Source organism: Rhodoferax sp. GW822-FHT04A08 (assembly GCF_058801025.1).
On record NZ_JBXAMW010000009.1, the window covers coordinates 111,558 to 130,090 of the forward strand.

Below are 18,533 nucleotides of genomic sequence, written 5' to 3' on the forward strand. Positions count from 1 at the left end.
GCGTTGGCGCAGGGCCTAACGCAGTAGCTGTTTCAACTTCCGATACAGCGTGGCCCGGCTGATTCCAAGCAGTGCGGCGGCTGCGGCCACATTCCCATTCGTGCGCTCCATCGCCTGGGCGATGGAATCGCGCATGGCCTGGCCCATGTCCAGCGTGCTGGAGGCCGTGCGCGCGACCGCTTCTTTTGCTGGGGCATGTGCAGGCAGGTTGAAGTCGCCCAGGCTCAGCGGCGCGCCGGGTTCGGCCAGCGCCGCGGCCAAGGTCAATGCATGCTGGAGTTGGCGCACATTGCCCGGCCATGGGTAGCACTGGAGCGCGTGCCTCAACGAAGAGGACAGTTGGCTGGATCTGATTCCCACTTTCTCGCAAAGGCTGTCCAACACCGCGTCGAAGTCCGCGCGCTCGCGCAGAGGCGGCACGCGCAGGTTGAAGCCGTGGATGCGATAGAGGAGGTCCTGGCGGAAGAGCCCCTGATCCACCAGCGATTGCAGATCCCGGTGCGTGGCGCAGATGAAGCGCACGTCCACCGCAACCGGCCGGGAAGCCCCCACGGGCAAGATCTCTCCACTGTCGAGCAGGCGAAGCAGGGCTACCTGCAGGCTCAAGGGCATGTCGCCGATTTCGTCCAGAAACATGGTGCCGCCCCGGGCTGCTTCAATCTTGCCGGGGCTGCCGCCGCGTGCCGAACCGGTAAATGCGCCTTCGACGTGACCAAACAATTCGGACGCAATCAGTTCGGGTGCCATGGCGCCACAGTTGATCGCCACAAAAGGGGCCTTTCTGCGGCGGCTGCCAAGGTGCAGGTTTCTTGCCGCCACCTCTTTGCCAGAGCCCGTCTCACCCGTCACCAGCGTGGGCAGCCCGGCCTCGAACGCCCGCAGCGCTACCTGGAAGTTCGCCAGGTAACCGGGGTCATGCGGCCTGCTGCTGACCTGCTTTGGCGGCTCGGCCACCGCAGCGCCGCTCACTGCATGCACTCTAGGCGTGGCGCCTTCGAACACCGCGCTTGCATGAATTCGCACCCCTCCGTTCAAATTCAATGGACCCGCCTGGCGTTGGTTTTCACGGTGGCTGCGGACCCAGCGCGAGAAGTCGCCCTCGAAGATGTCTTCGAACCTGCACCCCTCGCGCACGGTGGGCAGGTCGATGAGGCGGCGCGCAGAACTGCTGGCAGCAATCAGCTGACCATCGCAGTCGAACGACAGGCAGGCTCCGTCTGTCCCCACCCATTCAATCTTGACGAACGCTCCCATGGCGTCAAACAGCTTGCGCTCTATGCGGTGTGCACATGCCTGTGTGAGTGCCATGGCCCCTGCGACCAGGCCTGGGGTGTCACGGGTGACGTCCACCGTCCCCAGCAGGTGCCCTTGGGGATCGAAGATGGGTGTCGCGCAGCAGTGGAACAGCTGGTTGTCCGAAAAATAGTGCTCGGGCCCGAGCACCTTCACTGCGCGTCGCTCGGCGATGGCTACCGACATGGCGTTGGTGCCAATGGCCATCTCCGACAGGTCAACGCCCGGGCGGAACGCGTTGCGCAATGCAATGCTGCGTTGGCTGATATTGCCCGCCACGGACAACACCGTCCCACAGGCATTGGTCAGCATGGCGGCGTAGCCCGCTTCGGCCACACCGGCTGCCAGCTGCTGCAGCTCGGACTGCGCCAGGTCCAGCCAATGGCGCTCGGAGTCCATCATGTGCGAGAGGGTGCTTCGTTCCACCGGAGCAAACGCCACATGCTCGTTGGCCCCCAGACCCGACTGGCGGCATCGCTCCCAGGACTGAAGCAGGGGGTGTTCCACCAAATCCACAGGGAGCAGGCCATCGACAAAGTACCGCTCTCTGGCTTGCCAGATGCGCTGCGGAACATAGCGCTGACCTGCAGGAGATGACGCGCTCGCGCGGGAAATGGTCATGGCACAACTCGTTTCTTGATGGCTCTCAGGCTGTCTCAGATTGAGACCTTCTGTCTCAGACAGAGATGATCTGCGTGAGAAGTTGCCTTGGTTTGATGCACTTTAATGCATGACTTAGATCATTTCATAGGTGAAAACCCGGCATCAAAGGCCGCAAATGCACTGAAATGCATGACTGGCATGCAGGTTGCGGGAGTGGGTCGGTTGGCACATGCAACAACCCCATTCAACGGAGACACAAGATGAGCATCGTTCTGGAGCACATTGCTTCCCAAGCCCCCTGGAAAGGGAAGATTTACAGCAACGGCTGGGCCTCTGCCGCAGGCGGGGTTCACGACATCGTGGAACCCGCCACGGGCGACGTCCTGGGCAGCGTCGGGCAAGCCAATGCCGAAGACGTGGACCAGGCTGCCCGCAGCGCGCAGGCCGCGCGTTCCAAGTGGGCCGCCACCCCCTTTGATCAACGCGCCGCTGTGATGCGGGAGGCGGCGCGCCTGTTCAAGGAACGCGCCTCAGAAATCAACGCCTGGAATATGCGCGAGGGCGGCTCCATCGGTCCCAAGGCGGACTGGGAACTGCATGCAACCATCGAACAGGTGCACATGGCAGCGGCACTGCCCATGCAATCCAACGGGCTGCTGTTTCCCTCTGCCATGCCTGGCCGAACCAACATGTGGCGGCGCGTGCCCGTGGGTACCGTGGGCGTGATTGCGCCCTGGAATTTCCCCTTGCTGCTGGCCATGCGTTCGGTTGCACCCGCCCTCGCCTTGGGCAACGCCGTGTTGCTCAAGCCGGACCCACAAACCGCGGTCACGGGCGGCCAGTTGATTGCACAAATATTTGCCGATGCAGGGTTGCCCGAAGGCGTGCTGCATGTGCTGCCCGGCGGCGCATCCACGGGGGACGCACTGGTCCGCCATCCTGCGGTCGACATGATTTCCTTCACCGGCTCCACCGCCGTGGGCCGCAGCATTGGCGCGATCTGCGGCAGCATGCTGAAGAAGGTGGCGCTGGAGCTGGGCGGAAACAACGCCATCGTCGTGCTGGACGATGCAGACCTGGAAGCGGCCAGCTCCAGCGGCGCCTGGGGCGCCTTTCTGCACCAGGGGCAAATCTGCATGCAGGCCGGCCGTCACCTGGTCCACAAGAGTGTTGCAGAGCGTTATGCCGCGCTGCTGAAGGAACGTGCCGAGAAGCTCTACGTGGGCAACCCGCACGCCGGCCCCGTGCACCTGGGTCCCATCATCAATGACAAGCAGGTGCAGCGCATCGATGGCCTGGTACAGGACGCCCTGCGCTCAGGCGCCAAGGCACTGACAGGTGCCACCCACGAAGGACGCTTCTACCGCCCCACCGTGCTGGATGCGGTGACCCCTGACATGAAGGTCTTCCAGGAAGAAATCTTCGGCCCCGTCGCACCGATCACCGTCTTTGAAAGTGACGCTGAGGCGATCGACCTGGTGAATGCTTCGCCCTACGGGCTGGCTGCCGCCATCCACACTCGCAACACGCAACGCGGGCTGGCCTTTGCCCACCAGTTGCACACCGGCATGGTTCACATCAACGACCAGACGGTGAACAACGAGTTCCACGTGCCGTTCGGCGGCATGGGCGCATCCGGCAACGGGGGACGTTTTGGCGGCCCATCCAATCTGGAAGAGTTCACCCAGACGCAGTGGGTCAGCGTGCTGGAGCAAGGCATCCAGTACCCGTTCTGACATATCGGCATCAACTTCCCCACTCCCCACACACCATGTACAAAACCCTTCGCACCGCCGCGGCCAGCATGGCCTTGCTCGGCACCACCCTCTCCAGCCACGCCATCGACATCGACGCTGGCGACTACACCGCACTGCCGGAAGGCACCAACGTCGGACTGGTCTACGCCCAACACGCCGAGCGCAACACCCTGTACGCCAAGGGTCAGCAGGTTCCCGGCACCAATGGCCTGGACTCTGACATCGGCATCCTGCGCCTCATCCACTTCACCAAAATTGGAGACTACGTTGTGGACCCGCAGGTGCTGCTGCCCTTTGGCAACCTCAAGGCCACAGGCGGCCTAGCGCCAGCACTGGGGCAAGCCAACGGAACGGGTGACCTGATCTTTGCGGCAACGGTCTGGACGCTGAATGACCCGGCAAGCCGCCGCTACTTCGGCATCACCCCGTTCCTGTATGCACCCACCGGCACCTACGACGCCAACAAGGCGTTGAACCTGGGTGAAAACCGCTGGAAATACGCCTTGCAGGCGGCCTACATCCACGGCTTTGGCGACAAGTGGACTGTGGACCTCGCGGCCGACGTGACGGCCTATGGCGAGAACAAGGACGCCGGCGCCGGCAAGAACCTGAAGCAGGACACCTCTTCGCAGGTACAAGCCTTTCTGCGCTACTCACCCAGCGCCACCTGGGACTTGCGCGCAGGCCTGTCCTATGCCCACACCGGCGCCACCCAGCTCGGCGGCGTGGACCAGGGCAACGCCTCCAATGTCACCAAGATACAGCTTGGCACGGCAGTATTTGTGGGCCCCAAGACACAGTTGCTGGCCACCTGGGGCCGCGACCTGAATGTCGACAACGGATTCCAGGAAAGCTCACGCTTGAACCTGCGCCTGCTGCAGGTGTTTTGAGCGCTATTACAGAACCACACACCAAGGAGACTTGCATGTACATGTTCACCAAAGACCCTCGGGCAGAGGCCGCCATGCCGGCAATGGCCGCCATTGGCCGCCTCTCGCGCAGAAGCTTCCTGCAGGCAGCCGCAGCAGTGGGCGCACTCTCTGCCATGGGCCGGGCTACCGCTGCAGCACCGGCCATGAAGTTTGTAGGCGCATCGGAAGCTGCCGTGCTGCAACGCCTGATGGAGGTAACGCTGCCACTGTCGGGCAGCGCCCTGCTGCCGCTGTCGCAGGTTGCGGTCCTGCCAACGCTGGACGGCGCCCTGCTGGCCACCATGCCCCCTCACATCCTGGCCGGACTCAAAGGCGGAATTGGCTACTGGAACGACGGGCCGCGCGCCCAGTTCAATCGCCCCTTCGTGGATTTGAATGACGAGGAGGCCGTGCGCTTTTGCGATGCGTGGGCCAATGGCAGCGAGGTGCCGCAACGCGCGCTGAGCGTCGGGCTCAAGAAGCTCATTGCGCTGGCCTATTTTGCGAACCCGCCCACCTGGGCACCGTTGGGCTATGACGGCCCCAACACCCGCAAGCGCAACATCCCTTCGCTGGGCAATGCCGCACTTCCCCGCAGCTAAAAAAACATACCAGGAGACTCCCAGTGTCAAAGAAAATCATTCCCGTCAAGCAGCCCAAACACGGCCTGCAGGTGACGCAGGCCAGCGACATCCAGGCCGGCAGCGCATTGAAATTGCAGGCCGATGCCGTTGTTGTCGGCTCCGGTGCCGGTGGCGCCATCACAGCTTATGAGCTGGCTAAGAGCGGCAAGAAGGTGATCGTGCTCGAAGCAGGCCCTTACGTGCCATCCGAGAAATTTACCGAAATGTTGGCCATCAGCATGGGCACCATGTATGCCGACGCGGGCGGCCAGTCCAACACCACCGGAGACATCTCCATATTGCAGGGCGCCTGCGTGGGTGGTTCCACCGTGGTCAATGCCGCGCTGTGCTTCCGCACGCCCGACTACTACCTGCACCGCTGGGGCAAGGAGCATGGGCTGACCAACCTCAAACCCGAAACCATGCGCCCCTATTTTGAAAAGGTCGAGCAGCACCTGGGCATCAAGGCCGTGGGCCCCAACGAGACCAGCGCGGGCGCAAAGCTCATTGCCTCGGGCCTGCAAAAAATGAAGCTACCCCTGGGCCGCGCACGCCGCAACGTGAAGGACTGCGTGCAAAGCGGCTTTTGCTTTGCCGGGTGTGCGTCCGACCGCAAGCAATCCATGCTGGTGACCTATCTGCCCTGGGCCGCCGCCTATGGGGCAACCATCTACTCCGACACCCGGGCTGTGGAAGTGCTTGCCGAATCGGGGCGCGCCAAGGGTGTGCGGGCTGAGGTGATGGACCCCGCCACCGGACAAGTGAAGGCCCAGCTCCAGGTGGACGCACCCATCGTCGTGCTGGCAGCCGGCCCGGTGCAAACGCCCATCCTGTTGCAACGCAGTGGCTTGGCCAACAGCAGCGGACAAGTGGGCAAGAACTTCGCCTGCCACCCCACCCTGTCGGTGACTGCCGTGTTTGACAAGGAAGTCAACGACTTCCATGGCGCGACCCACTCGCTGTACATGGACCGCAATACCCTGCCCGAGGAAGGCGGCTACCTGCTCCTCAACGCGGTGCAGGACCCCGTAGAGGCCAGCTTCCAGGTGGAGCCGGGCACGGGCAAGCCTTATGTGGCCTACATGAGCAAGTACAAGAACACCATCCGCCTGATCAGCCTGATCCACGACAAGAACAACGGTGAAGTGGTCTGGGAGAACGGTGTCAAGAAAATCAACTATGACGTGGACGACGAGGATTTCGAGTCCATGAAGAAGGGCCTGGCCACCACCTGCAAGGTGTTGTTCGCCAGTGGTGCAAACAAGGTCTACATCCCATCATCGCAGCACCTGGAAATCAACCGCATGGAAGACGTGGATGCGGCTGTTGCCTCACTGAAGAACGAACGGGCCCGCTACCGCTACACGTCGTTCCATCCCCAGGGCACCTGCCGCATGGGAGCAGACCCGAAAAAAAGCGTGGTCAACCCCTACGGCGAAACCCACGACATCAAGAGCCTGTACATCGCCGACGCCAGCCTGCTACCCACATCGATTGGCTACAACCCTTCGGAGACGGTGTACGCATTGGCGCACTACATCAGTGACCATATCGTGAAGGCTTGACGTGCGCATGCTGCTGCGGATCGGGTAGATGTGATCCGCATCGCTCCCGATCCCGGCAGCTGCGTTACGAGGCCAGGTTCGCGCCAACGGCTTGCGTCTGGCCCGCAAGACCGGGTGAGACGGTGAACTAAACCGTGTCCTTGAATGTCTCTGATGGGCTGGAACCCGACATCGAGATTCATCCAGAGCTGTCGTTGCCATTACCTTGACCGAAGAACCAAAATACTTCCGAGCGACCGAAGCCGCACGACTTCTTGGAGCACCAATCCACTAGCTTGAATCACCGATTTCCATTCGGACAAGGTCCTCTCCCGTCCTCGACACCCAACGAACATTTGCATGTCAAAGGAAGCGCTGGCGATGTCGGCGCCTGTTTCCGGTACGACCATCTCAAGTATCGCCACACACGCACCGCTGCTTTCTATGGCAGCCTGAAGGCTTTGCAGCCCACGTACGCAGGTACTGTCGTCAAAGCCATGCAGGACAGCCGAGAGCAGATAGATGTCTTTAGGACCGGTCGCGACTGGAATCGTATTGAACAGGTCACCAGCCTGGAAGTGGAGGCGTTCGACTCCCTCTATGTGTTGAGTTGCCCAGTACCTCTTGGCTTCCTCGATGACCTGGGGTCGATCCACAATCAACGCTGACAGCTTGGGATGGCGTTTCAAAATGGAGAGCGCCTTGGTTCCCCGCGAGCCGCCTATATCAATAATGCGCTCAAATTGACTCCAATCAAAATCAGTGCTAAATCCGTCGCCAGCCAAAGCCTCAACACTGTCCATGGCTTCAGAAAAAATGCGGTCGAAGTCTGCATGATGGTCAAGGTAATCAAATAACTCCTCACCGTGGCTAAGTTGGAACGGCGGTTTACCGCCACGAATCCCAGCTTCCAACTGTTCGAACCAGGGGCGACTAAATGGCTCCGAGTTGTGCATCAGAATCATTGCCCGCACACTTTGAGGGTCCTCACTACGCAGACAGTTGGACAACTTGTTATTGCGAAAGACCATGGGAGCCAATTCTTCGAAGACCCCGATAGCCGCAAGCAGTCGCATCAGACGCCCGAGCGCATCGCTGTTGACGCCAACCCGTCCTGCAAGCTCCGATGCATGCAGGACGTCCGTCCCAAGAACGGTGGCCAGATCTAGTCGAGCCGCTACGAAAATTGCTCGTGATTGCCAGTAGGCCGAGCCAATTTGGACGAGTCGAAAAGGTGCTGGCGTGACCTTATTGGGAATTGACTGTAGCCAAGCACCAAACCGCATCGCCTTTGCAAATCGGCTCACTGCACTCGCGTTCTTTTGGAATGTCATTCCGCTTCTCCTAAGCAAGTTGGCAATACCGGCGCCAGACCTGCAGAAAATAGGCGCCCATTGAAGCTGGCGAGACTTTCTAGGAAAACGTCATCCATTGGGCGCTCCATTTGTTCTTCGAAAATGTCCTTGAGTAGCATTGGAGTCATCGCAAGACTGACGAAGGCTAGGCGCAGGATGTCGGGGTCGATGTTTGTCGCCATCTTCCCTTGAGACTTCAAGTCTGCGACCTTGAGCGCGCTTCGGGTGCGTCCGCGTTCCAGAAGTTGATGAATAAAACGTCGCCCAGGGCCATGGTGAAGCGCCAAGACCTTCAAGATTAGTTTGGGAAACTCTGGGCGCGCCGACATCGTTCTGTAGTACAGGCTTAGAAATTCTGCGAAACCGGCGGTGGAGGCCAAGAGCGGCCCATCGAGGACATCCAGCAGTGGACTTAAGGATTCGCGAATCATCTCCTCGTAAAGCCCTTCTTTGCTGCCGAAGTAGTATCGAATCATCGACACGTTGGCCCCGGCGCACTCGGCGATGCGCCGGGTCGTGACGCTGTGATAGTCATCGGCGAGGAAGCAATCAAGTGCCGCCTTAATCAAGCGGCTACGAAGGGACTCTGTAACTTTGGAAGTTTCCACGGTAGGGTCGCATGACATTGATGACGGCTAGGTTAGCAGCCGTTAGCCCCGGCCGGAGGGCTTTTCGTCAATCAATATCGACGGAGTGATTGATGTCCCAAACCGTTGTCTGCCGGCAGTTCAGATGGCAATTTCGATGTATCGGCTACCGACAGTCCCGTGGCGACAGCGAACGGTCACGAAACCTGGCCGCAGGGTCCGCTTTCGCGGCACTATTGAATTACAAGCATCTCCAAAGCTGACGTTCAATTATTTATTGCTGGCATCTGCCAGCAGGGCCGCATGAGCCCCATTCAGCCACGAGCGGTTCTTCTATTACTCAGCAAGTTATGGGCACTCACCACAAAGATACCCGCCATGACCATCAGCGCTCCCACCACAAAGCCCACATCCAGGGGTTCGTTCAACACCAGCACGCCCAGCACCACACCGAACACCGGCGTCATGAAGGTGAACACGCCCAGGCGTGAAGCCAAGTAGGTGCGCAGCAGCCAGAACCAAGTCAGGAAGCTGATGAAGGACACCACCACCGTCTGGAATAGCAGGCTGGCTACTACGGCCATGCTCCAGTGCACGCTGGCATGGCCGCCCAGCACCGCAGCGCCCAGCAGGATCACGGCGGCGCCCAGCAGCTGAAAGAGCAGGGTCTGCGTGGGTGATGTCGATGACAGGCGTGTGGTGCGTATGAGCACGGTGGTGGCAGCCCAGGCCATGCCACCCAGGAGCGCAAGAAAGTCGCCGAACAGGCTGGTTCCGGCAAGGGCGCGGCTGGCTTCGGTGTTCTTGCTCAGGAATGAAGCGGCCACACCAGCAAATGCCAGCGTGATGCCAAGCCACTGCATGCGGTCCAGCCGCTCGGAGGGCAATTTGGCATGCAGACCCAGCGCCGCAAAAATCGGCGCGGTGTACAGAAAGACCACGACGTGCGATGCGCTGGTGTAGCGCAAGGCCTCGCCCGCAAACAGAAACTCGGCAGCAAACAGGACCGCAACCAGCGTACCGGGGCGCCATACGCTCCAGTCATAGGCTTCCTTGCGCCAGCGCATCAGCAACGCTACCAGCACGGATGCGCCTGCGGAGCGCAGTGCAATCTGCATGACGGGGCTGATGTCGTGGGCTACGGCCTTGAGCGCGATTTGCTGCGCGCTCCAGATGAGGCACAGCATGACCATGGTGAGTGTTGCCGTCTTGTCGACGGCCAGTCGATGTTCCAAACGAATCCTTTGTCAGAAAGCTCAGGTCTGCTTCACGCAGTCCCGCCCCGCGTCTTTGGCGCGGTACATGGCTTCGTCGGCGTTCTTGACCAGCGCAATGGCATCGGTGCCATTGTCAGGATAGACCGCAACGCCGACGGAGCAGGAAAGTGCCAGCGGCTGGCCGTTGACCATGAAGGGGGCCTTCAGGGCGAGTCTGAATTTGTCGGCCAACTCCAGGACGTGATCTGTCTCGCTGAGGTGAGCCAGCAGGACGACAAACTCGTCACCGCCGATGCGCCCCACCGTGTCCGCGGCACGTACGCACTTCTGCAGGCGCTTGGCCACCTCTTTCAGTATCTGGTCACCGATGGCATGGCCGTAGTTGTCATTGATCGGTTTGAACTGGTCCAGATCCAGAAAGACCATGGCGAACCGGCCGTTCTGTCGCTTGGCACGTGCCAGTTCCTGGTGCAGACGGTCATTGAACAGCGCCCGGTTGGGAAGCCCGGTCAACGGATCGTGCTGCGCCATGTGGCGCAGTTCCTCGGTCATGGAGGAGGCAAAGCGCAGGGCCATCTCCCTGCCGTGGATGAGCTGCCAGGCAAGAAGAGCCATCACCAGGCCCAGAATGGCACCGCCCACGGCAATGCCGGTGGCCATGCTGCGACCGAAGTTGGACTCGAATGAATCTTTGCTACGAAGCAACAGCGTCCAGTTGTGGCCCGCCAGCACCATGTATTCGATGGACTGCAGGGTCTCGGCTGGTGGTCCATCGCCATTGGCATTGCCGTTGTCGGACTGGTACAGCAAGGCGCTGTCCCGGACATCCGTGCCGTCATAGATCGCAACCATCAACCCCGGCGACTGGCTTCCATACAGGCTGGCCATGAAGTCGCTCATCTGGAAGGCCGCATACACCCAGCCCACCAGATGGTCACGGCGCTGTTGCAGGCTCTCGTGCGGCATGCCTGACGCGTAGACCGGCAGGTACATGATGAATCCGGGGGATGCCAGGTTGCCCTGCGTTTTCAACTGGACGTTGCCGGAAATGGCGGCGATGCCGGAGTCCCGCGCCCGCTCCATGGCTTCGCGACGCACCGGATCGGACCAGTCATCGTCGAGCTGAACTTTGGTCTTATGCGGGCTCCAGTCGATCATGCCAATGGTCTGGACACCGGAAAAGTTGGCATCCAGCTGCAGCGCATCAACGTAGTTGTGCATGGCGGTGCGGTTGTTCCATGACGTGGTGGCAAACAGGGACTGCACGCCGCGCAGCATCTGCTCATACCCCTGGACGCGCTGCTCGATGCGGCTCACCGACTCACGCAGGGCAAAGTCAAACTGGAAGCGCAGCGCCTTGCGCGTGCTTTGCCGTTCATGGTCCCAAGTAAACCAGGTGACGGCGAGCATGACGACCAACACGAGCCAGGGCAACTGCCGCAACAGCGTGCGTGCGATGGCGCGATTGTCTTGTTGTACCTTCATGCCAGGGCGGTGCCTAGAAGTTCACCAGCGTGGCAGCCAATTCCGGCTTGAAGTATTTCTCGAATATGCGACCGACGGTACCATCCCTGCGCATCTCGTTGATGATGGCGCGCCACTGCTCCAGCTCGGCAGGTGAGAACGCCTTCCTGGACATGATCAGTCCATGCGGCACGGCCGGGTCCTTGAACTCCAGGATGCTGCTCATCTCGCGGATCTTCTTTTCCTCCAGCGCCGGGAAATCGAATGGCTCAATGATCATGCCCTGGATTTGCCCCTGCATGAGTGCCTGGTACAGCGGGGCCAAACCACCGGCCTGCCTGACGCGGTTGGCCTCCTGCAGCTTGTCCACAAAACGGTTGGCTGATTCGCTGTAACGGAAGCTCCGGATCACGCCCAGTTGCAGGTTGTCATTTTTCTCAAAACTGGCGAGATTGCGGATTCCGGCATCGTTGCGCGCCAGAAGGTAGTACTTGTTGCTGAAGTACCAGGCGAAATCGGCAAATTTGTCCCGCTCGTCGTTGGTAATGCCCGAAAGACTGAAATCCAGGGCGCCGGACTCTATGAGCTGCCAGATGCGTGCGCGTGGCATCAGGCTCACGATGACCTTGCATCCGCTGCGGCGGATCAGCTCGTCGGCCACATCCTTGTCGATTCCGGTGTCGGTATCGGCGGAGTACAGCAGCCCGTGATCGTGCAGTGCCAGGGTGTACGTGCGTGAGCAAACGACGGCGCTGGCGCTGGAGAGGCCCAGGGAGGTGAACGCAACCAGGGCGGCAATCACTGAACGAACGGTCATTTGTTGTATCTCGCTATTGGGTCTCCCGAAACTGCCGCTTGCGCAACCAGAACAAGCGCAGTTTCAAGCCCGGCGGTGCCACCATCTTAAACGATGACTCCGTCCGGCACGCCAGCGAAGTCCCTACAACCTAGCCCGGCAGCATCCCCACACACGGCTCCGCTTGCCCCAAAGCAGCCACAACGTGAGCCAGCGCACGGAAGGCTTTGCCCGTTCCGACAAGAATCGAAAAAAGTCACGTATGTCGTCCAGACCACCCGGTGAAGGCACCATTCCATGAACCAGAAACAGACACTCAAGCGACCTGGCGCGCCCCTGCCAGCCAAGTCATTGACCCAAGTGTTGAAAGACAGCGAGCACGTTGGCGGCATGATCAAGGAGTCCGCAGCCGAGCTCGCGTCGGTCAACTCGGTCCTCAATGACAACCTTTCCAACGGCAAACAGCTCCCCGGGGTCGAAAAAGCGCTGGAGAAAAGCGAAGCCGTTGAACTCAAGGTGCAGGAGGCGTCCGAGAAGCTGGCACAGGTGAACCTGAGTCTGGAAAGAGGGGTTCACGAACGACAAAGGCTGGAGCAGGATCTGGCTGACATCGGGGAGCACCACAAGCAGGCCCTTCACTCCTCGCTACACGATGCGCTCACAGGCCTGCCCAATCGTGTGCTCTTCTATGACCGACTGGAACATGGCATGGAGCAAGCCAAACGGCACGGCTGGAGCCTGTCCGTGATGTTCCTGGACATTGACAAGTTCAAGTCCATCAATGACTCGCATGGCCACGCGGTCGGAGATGCCATCCTTCTGACCATTGCCAAACGCCTGGCAGAAACCACCCGCACTGACGACACGATCAGCCGGCACGGCGGTGACGAATTCTTGTACCTGCTCATGGAAATGGGTGAAGAGAAGGACGCAGCCATCGTGGCAAAGAAAATACTGCAGGCAGTCCAGATTCCCTGCGTGGTGGGTGATACCCGGATTGAGGTCAACACCAGCATCGGAATCGCCATCTACCCACAGGATGGCAGTAGCGTGGAAGCGCTGATCCATAGCGCCGATGCCGCCATGTACCGGGCCAAGCAAAGCGGGTCGGGCTATGCATTTGCAAGCGGCAACCTGCCACTGCCTTCGAATCCGCCAGCCGCCCTCGCACAACCGTGAAGACGCGACCTCAGTGGACGTTCAACGCCGCCTGGTTGCGCCCCATCAGCTTGGCCTGATAGCGTGATCTGTCTGCCAGTCCGATAAGGCTGAGGGGTGAGTTGTTCGTGTCCGGAATAGCAGTGGCCGCACCCACGCTGACCGTTACGTGTTGCTGCGGGCAGCGCTGCCCCAGGCCACTTGCAGCGCATGGTCAAAACCACGGCGATTCAGAATGCCCGTCATGCCATCGTGAACCGCAAGCCTTTCAAGCTCGAGCTGGGCCATCTTGTGAATCGTCATGTCACGCAAAGTCTGCACCACGGCCAGCAGTCTTCCGTCGGTGTCGAAGATGGGACCGGCATCGGCGTAAAGATAACGCTGCGCGTCCATGCCGGTCAGCCGCTCGCATGCCTTGTTCCAGATCATGACCCTGCCGTGCGCGTCCAGCACAAAGGCCGGCACAACCAGGAACTGCATGAGACTGACCGCAAATCCATGGTCTCCATGGACGGATGGGTTGCCGGCAGCGGACTCGCGGTCTTTGCTTTGCACGGCAACATTCTTCCGCTCAAGCGTGGTGGTCATCATGGTGCGTGCGTTGGAGATTGCAGGGGTTTGATCAAGTGAGCGCATGGTAGGTGGAAAGAATCTTTCTGTTTGTGAGCCGTCGCACAGATGGAGCCTGTTCAAGGAACCAAACTTGGGAACTCCAGAGGACACGAAGAAGAATCCCGAGTGGAATATCTAGATACTTGCAACACAAAGGCGGCAAACGAGTCTGCGCAACAAGCGCTACGGGCTTCCGTGAGCCGCTATCGCCGTTTGTTTGAGGCGGCACAGGATGGCATATTGCTTCTGAACGCAGAGACGGCGCAGATAGAAGACGTCAACCCCTATCTGGTGGATATGCTGGGCTATTCGCACGCGGAGTTTCTGGGCAAGAAGATTTGGGACGTGGGCCCTTTTGCTGACAAGGCGCAAAGCAAGGAGATGTTCACAGCCTTGCAGCGGCACGGCTACGTCCGCTACGACGATTTGCCGCTGAAGACCAAGAGTGGCGTCATCATCCAGGTGGAATTTGTCAGCAATGCGTACGATTGCGACGGCATACGGGTGATCCAGTGCAATGTGCGCAACATCAGTGAGCGCCACGCCGATCAGGCCAGCATACGCCACCTCACACAACTCTATGCCACCCTGAGTCAATGCAACAAGGCCATCGTGCACTGCAAGAGCGATGTCGAACTGCTGCAGACGATATGCCGTGTGGCGGTGCAGTTCGGTGGCATGAAGATGGCCTGGGTCGGCTTGATCAACAGCGAAACACGGCTGTTGCAGCCACAGGCCAGCTTCGGCGACGATACCGCGTATCTGAAGAACCTGATCATCTCCACCGACAGCGATATTCCAAGTGGCCAAAGCCCGGCCGGCAGGGCCATCAGCGAACGGCAGCCAGTCTGGTGCCAGGACTTTCTCAATGACGCATCCACCGCACTGTGGCACGGCCCTGCCCGCCTGGCGGGACTGGCGTCATCGGCTTCCATCCCCCTCACCAAAGAGGGCCAGCTGGTTGGCGTCTTCACGCTGTACGCCGTTGAGCCACAGGCCTTTGGCATTGCCACGCGCAACCTGCTGATCGAAATGGCTGAAGACATCAGCTTTGCACTGGACCGGTTTGCCAGCGAGGAGCGCCGACGCAGTGTGGAAGAAGAGGTGAAGTTCAAGAACACCATACTCAAGACGCAGCAGGAAACTTCGCTGGACGGAATCCTGATCGTGAGCGATGAAGGCAAGATCATTTCCTACAACCAGCAATTTGTCGACCTCTGGAATCTGGCGCCCGAACTCATTGGTGCCAGATTGGATGCCCCGGTATTGCGTGCCGTGGCGACACAGGTTGAAAACCCCAGGGCATTCATTGAGCGCATCCACCACCTGAATTTGCATCGCGAAGGCAGAAGCCGCGAAGAACTGCGCCTGCTGGACGGAAGAATCATTGACCGCTACTCCGCGCCAGTCATCGGAGCGGACCTCACCCATTACGGAAGAGTCTGGTACTTCCGCGACATCACCGAACGCAAGAGAGCCACACAGAAGTTCGAGGATCTGCTGGAATCGGCGCCGGACGCCATGCTGATCGTCGATGCCAGCGCGCAGATCGTTCTGGTCAATGCACAGGCCATGCAATTGTTTGGCTGGAGTCGTGCGGAGCTGCTGGCCAAAAAGGTTCACGCCCTGGTTCCGAAAATGGAATGTGATGCGGTCACGGACGGCAGCGGCCACTGCCTGGAATTGCTGCGCGAGCAAATCCAGTCCGCCGGCCCGGCGCTGTCTGGCATACGCAAGGATGGCAGCCTGTTTCCGGTTGAAATCACGCTGAGCCCCATGCAATCCGACGAGGGCTTGCTGCTGATTGCCGCCATCCGCGACGTGACCCAGAACCGGAAATACCAGGAGCGCATCTCCTACCTGAATCGTGTCTACGCCATGATGAGCGGCATCAACACGCTGATTGTGCGAACCGACAACCGCGAAGAACTGTTCAAGGAAGCCTGTCGCATTGCGGTGGACGGGGGATTTCGCATGGCGCTGATTGCCCTGGTCGACCAGGGCAGCCAAAAGCTGGTGCCGGTTGCCTCACAGGGCAAGGACGATGACCTGCTGTCCGCCATCACCAGCATCCTGTCGTCGGATGCGGATGCGGCAAAGACCATGAGTGCCCGTGCACTGATGGAGCGGCGGGCCATCGTCTCCAACCGCTCACAGGGAGATCCGCAGGTACTGTTCAGTGAAAAGTACATCGCTTCCGGTATCCACTCGATGGCTGTCTTCCCTTTGCTGGCGGGAGACAAGGCGGTTGGCGTACTGGCGCTGTATGCGGGTGAGATCGAGTTCTTTCATGGCGAAGAATTGAAGCTGCTGGCCGAACTCGCCGGCAATGTGTCGTTTGCCATTGACCATATCGAAAAGCAGGAGCATCTGAATTACTTCGCCTACTACGATGCACTCACGGGGCTCGCCAACCAAAGGCTATTTCTGGAGCGGGTGGCCCAGGCTGCGCGCAGCGGCCAGGGGATGGGTCATAAGGTGGCGATCGCCCTCATTGACCTGGAACGCTTCAAGAACATCAACGATAGTCTGGGCCACATTGCAGGCGACGAGCTTTTGCGCAAGATGGCGCAATGGCTGATCCGCTCCACAGGCGATGCCAACCTGCTGGCGCGCCTAGGGGCCGATCACTTCGCGGTGCTCATTCCGGTTGTTCACACCTGCCCGGAAGTCGAGCTGATGATTTCCCAGATGATGAAGGCGCTCCAGGAACATCCTTTCCGCCTGAGTGATGCCATTTTCCGCATTGCCGCCAAGGTGGGCATTGCCATCTATCCAGCAGACGGAGCGGATGAAGACACCCTGTTTCGGAACGCCGAAGTGGCGCTCAAGAAGGCCAAGTCCAGCGGCGAACGCTATCTGCTCTACACGCAGAGCATGAACGAGCTGGTCGCAGGAAAGTTGACGCTGGAAAACGAACTTCGCCTGGCCTTGCAACGCGGCGAATTTGTGCTGCACTACCAGCCCAAGGTCAATCTGCTGAACGGCGAGGTTACCGGAGCGGAAGCACTGATCCGCTGGAACAAGCCGCAGGCGGGCCTGGTCGCGCCCGGCCACTTCATTCCCGTGCTGGAGGAAATCGGCCTGATCCACGAAGTCGGGCGCTGGGCCATGGCACAGGCCTGTGCGGACCACAGGCGCTGGCATGCGGCGGGCATGAAGCCGGTGCGCATCGCCGTCAATGTATCGGCGCTGCAGCTGCGCAATCGCACGTTCTTCGACGAGGTACGCGTGCTCATCGAAGGCCATACACAGGCAGAGACCGGGTTGGAACTGGAGATCACCGAGAGCTTGATCATGGAGGATGTCAAGCACAGCATCATCAGCCTGCAGGCCATTCGTGCGCTGGGCCTCACCATCGCGATTGACGACTTCGGAACCGGTTTTTCCTCTCTGAGCTACCTGTCCAAATTGCCGGTGGATAGTTTGAAGATTGATCGCTCCTTCGTGTCGGACATGACATTGACCCCCGAAGGGCTGGCACTGGTTTCCACCATCATCAATCTGGCCCATGCGCTCAAGCTCAAGGTCGTGGCCGAAGGTGTTGAAACCGAGGAGCAGGCTCGCCTGCTGCGTCTGCTGAACTGCGACGAGATACAGGGTTATCTGTTCAGCAAACCGGTTCCTGCCGATGTATTCGAATCGCTCTTTCTGGTTCTGCCCTCCGTGCACTGATTCAGTGGCACGACCCAGATATTGAACAGGCTAGCCCCAACTATGCTTTGGCAGTCGCCACCAGCAATTCTTCGGAATCGCGTGGCGGGCGCAGGCCGTCGGTGCGGCCGGAGAAATAGCGCTCAGCCAGCGCCACGGCTGACACATGCTCGACCCTCGCAAACCCGGCTTCACGCGCCAGTGTCAGCATTTCAGCGGGCGTAAAGAAGCTCAGCCAGGGCGTGCCACTGGCCTTCGCACCGGCCGCTGCGCGCTCCACGCCCACGCGAATCTCCGGGTCGTTGAGCTCAATCGGCAGCATGAACGACATCACCAGGGTCGACCCTTTTGCCAGCGCGGCGACCCGCCGCAGCGTCGCCAGGTTCGCCTCGCGGGACAGATACATGCTGACACCGGTGGATGCCACCACGGCAGGCTGATCAACATCGAAGCCGGATGCACCCAGGCGCGACCACCATGCCTCCCCCGCTTCAAAATCCACAGGGACCAGATGCAGATGGGGCGCTATGCCATACCCCAGGTCCATGAGGCGCTGACGCTTCCAGTGCTGTGACGCCGGCCGGTCGATCTCGTACACCTGCAGGCGCGATGCGAGTTGCGGCTTGCGCTGCACAAAGGTATCCAGCCCCGCGCCCAGAATGACGTATTGCGAAACACCGCCTGCAAGTTGCGCCTCGACATGGTCTTCGACAAAGCGGGCGCGCGCCACAATGGACGCACGAAAAGGCCGCGTGAACGGACTCATATCCGGGCGGTCTTGCCAACCATCCTCCGGTGCCACCAGCTCCAGTCCGACACGGTCCTCCAGCACATGCGGCGCGGCATCGGCTTCAAGATGCAATGCGCGCCACAGTGCGGTGCGCACGGCGGTGTTGTCGGGTACAGCTTGGGGCAGGGACATGGTGTGCTCTCCTTTGGGCCTATTGCACATAGCTTAG

Annotated in this window: 15 protein-coding genes; 6 read left to right on the forward strand and 9 right to left on the reverse strand. The window is 60.1% G+C overall.

The annotated features are described in order from the left end of the window. Positions 1 to 15: 15 nt before the first annotated feature. Complete coding sequence (locus AC1RMF_RS17585; protein WP_493143156.1) at positions 16 to 1,914, reverse strand: sigma-54-dependent Fis family transcriptional regulator; 1,899 nt, start codon at positions 1,912 to 1,914, stop codon at positions 16 to 18. A gap of 242 nt (positions 1,915 to 2,156) precedes the next feature. Between AC1RMF_RS17585 and AC1RMF_RS17590 the strand changes: the two genes are divergently transcribed. From AC1RMF_RS17590 to AC1RMF_RS17605, 4 genes are read left to right on the forward strand one after another with little or no spacing between them, the layout of a single operon-like run. Beyond that, positions 2,157 to 3,632 carry a benzaldehyde dehydrogenase gene (locus AC1RMF_RS17590; protein ID WP_493143157.1) on the forward strand — a complete coding sequence of 492 codons (1,476 nt, stop codon included), beginning with the start codon at positions 2,157 to 2,159 and terminating at the stop codon, positions 3,630 to 3,632. Between the two features lie 35 nt (positions 3,633 to 3,667). Beyond that, positions 3,668 to 4,543, forward strand: coding sequence for a transporter (locus AC1RMF_RS17595; protein WP_493143158.1), 876 nt, complete (start codon positions 3,668 to 3,670; stop codon positions 4,541 to 4,543). A 35-nt stretch (positions 4,544 to 4,578) separates the two neighbouring features. Then, positions 4,579 to 5,166, forward strand: a complete 588-nt coding sequence (locus AC1RMF_RS17600) for a gluconate 2-dehydrogenase subunit 3 family protein (protein ID WP_493143160.1) — start codon at positions 4,579 to 4,581, stop codon at positions 5,164 to 5,166. 23 nt (positions 5,167 to 5,189) lie between these two features. Beyond that, positions 5,190 to 6,752, forward strand: a complete 1,563-nt coding sequence (locus AC1RMF_RS17605) for a GMC family oxidoreductase (protein WP_493143162.1) — start codon at positions 5,190 to 5,192, stop codon at positions 6,750 to 6,752. Between the two features lie 200 nt (positions 6,753 to 6,952). Here AC1RMF_RS17605 and AC1RMF_RS17610 read toward each other — a convergent pair whose 3' ends face one another. The 5 genes from AC1RMF_RS17610 to AC1RMF_RS17630 form a co-directional block, all read right to left on the reverse strand. Beyond that, complete coding sequence (locus AC1RMF_RS17610) at positions 6,953 to 8,065, reverse strand: methyltransferase (protein WP_493143164.1); 1,113 nt, start codon at positions 8,063 to 8,065, stop codon at positions 6,953 to 6,955. Beyond that, positions 8,062 to 8,694, reverse strand: coding sequence for a TetR/AcrR family transcriptional regulator (locus tag AC1RMF_RS17615; protein WP_342619316.1), 633 nt, complete (start codon positions 8,692 to 8,694; stop codon positions 8,062 to 8,064). The genes AC1RMF_RS17610 and AC1RMF_RS17615 overlap by 4 nt, the downstream gene beginning before the upstream one ends. Positions 8,695 to 8,987: 293 nt before the next feature. Then, a complete protein-coding gene (locus tag AC1RMF_RS17620) occupies positions 8,988 to 9,908 on the reverse strand; it encodes a DMT family transporter (RefSeq protein WP_493143166.1) in 921 nt (306 codons plus the stop codon). A 21-nt stretch (positions 9,909 to 9,929) separates the two neighbouring features. After that, positions 9,930 to 11,375: a sensor domain-containing diguanylate cyclase gene (locus AC1RMF_RS17625; protein ID WP_493143168.1), complete on the reverse strand. Its 1,446-nt coding sequence runs from the start codon at positions 11,373 to 11,375 to the stop codon at positions 9,930 to 9,932. A gap of 13 nt (positions 11,376 to 11,388) precedes the next feature. After that, positions 11,389 to 12,171 carry a substrate-binding periplasmic protein gene (locus AC1RMF_RS17630; RefSeq protein ID WP_342619319.1) on the reverse strand — a complete coding sequence of 261 codons (783 nt, stop codon included), beginning with the start codon at positions 12,169 to 12,171 and terminating at the stop codon, positions 11,389 to 11,391. 276 nt (positions 12,172 to 12,447) lie between these two features. Between AC1RMF_RS17630 and AC1RMF_RS17635 the strand changes: the two genes are divergently transcribed. After that, positions 12,448 to 13,329 carry a diguanylate cyclase domain-containing protein gene (locus AC1RMF_RS17635; protein WP_493143170.1) on the forward strand — a complete coding sequence of 294 codons (882 nt, stop codon included), beginning with the start codon at positions 12,448 to 12,450 and terminating at the stop codon, positions 13,327 to 13,329. Between the two features lie 10 nt (positions 13,330 to 13,339). On the opposite strand, the gene AC1RMF_RS17640 is transcribed toward AC1RMF_RS17635, so the two are convergent. Together AC1RMF_RS17640 and AC1RMF_RS17645 are read right to left on the reverse strand one after the other, a co-directional pair. After that, positions 13,340 to 13,465 (reverse strand): hypothetical protein, encoded by a 126-nt coding sequence (locus AC1RMF_RS17640; RefSeq protein ID WP_493143172.1) that lies wholly within the window; start codon positions 13,463 to 13,465, stop codon positions 13,340 to 13,342. 8 nt (positions 13,466 to 13,473) lie between these two features. Next, on the reverse strand, positions 13,474 to 13,863 hold the full coding sequence (locus AC1RMF_RS17645; protein ID WP_493143174.1) for a GGDEF domain-containing protein: 390 nt from the start codon (positions 13,861 to 13,863) through the stop codon (positions 13,474 to 13,476). 252 nt (positions 13,864 to 14,115) lie between these two features. Between AC1RMF_RS17645 and AC1RMF_RS17650 the strand changes: the two genes are divergently transcribed. After that, positions 14,116 to 17,595 carry an EAL domain-containing protein gene (locus AC1RMF_RS17650; protein ID WP_493143176.1) on the forward strand — a complete coding sequence of 1,160 codons (3,480 nt, stop codon included), beginning with the start codon at positions 14,116 to 14,118 and terminating at the stop codon, positions 17,593 to 17,595. Between the two features lie 40 nt (positions 17,596 to 17,635). On the opposite strand, the gene AC1RMF_RS17655 is transcribed toward AC1RMF_RS17650, so the two are convergent. Beyond that, positions 17,636 to 18,496 carry a class I SAM-dependent methyltransferase gene (locus AC1RMF_RS17655; protein WP_493143178.1) on the reverse strand — a complete coding sequence of 287 codons (861 nt, stop codon included), beginning with the start codon at positions 18,494 to 18,496 and terminating at the stop codon, positions 17,636 to 17,638. Positions 18,497 to 18,533: the final 37 nt, after the last annotated feature.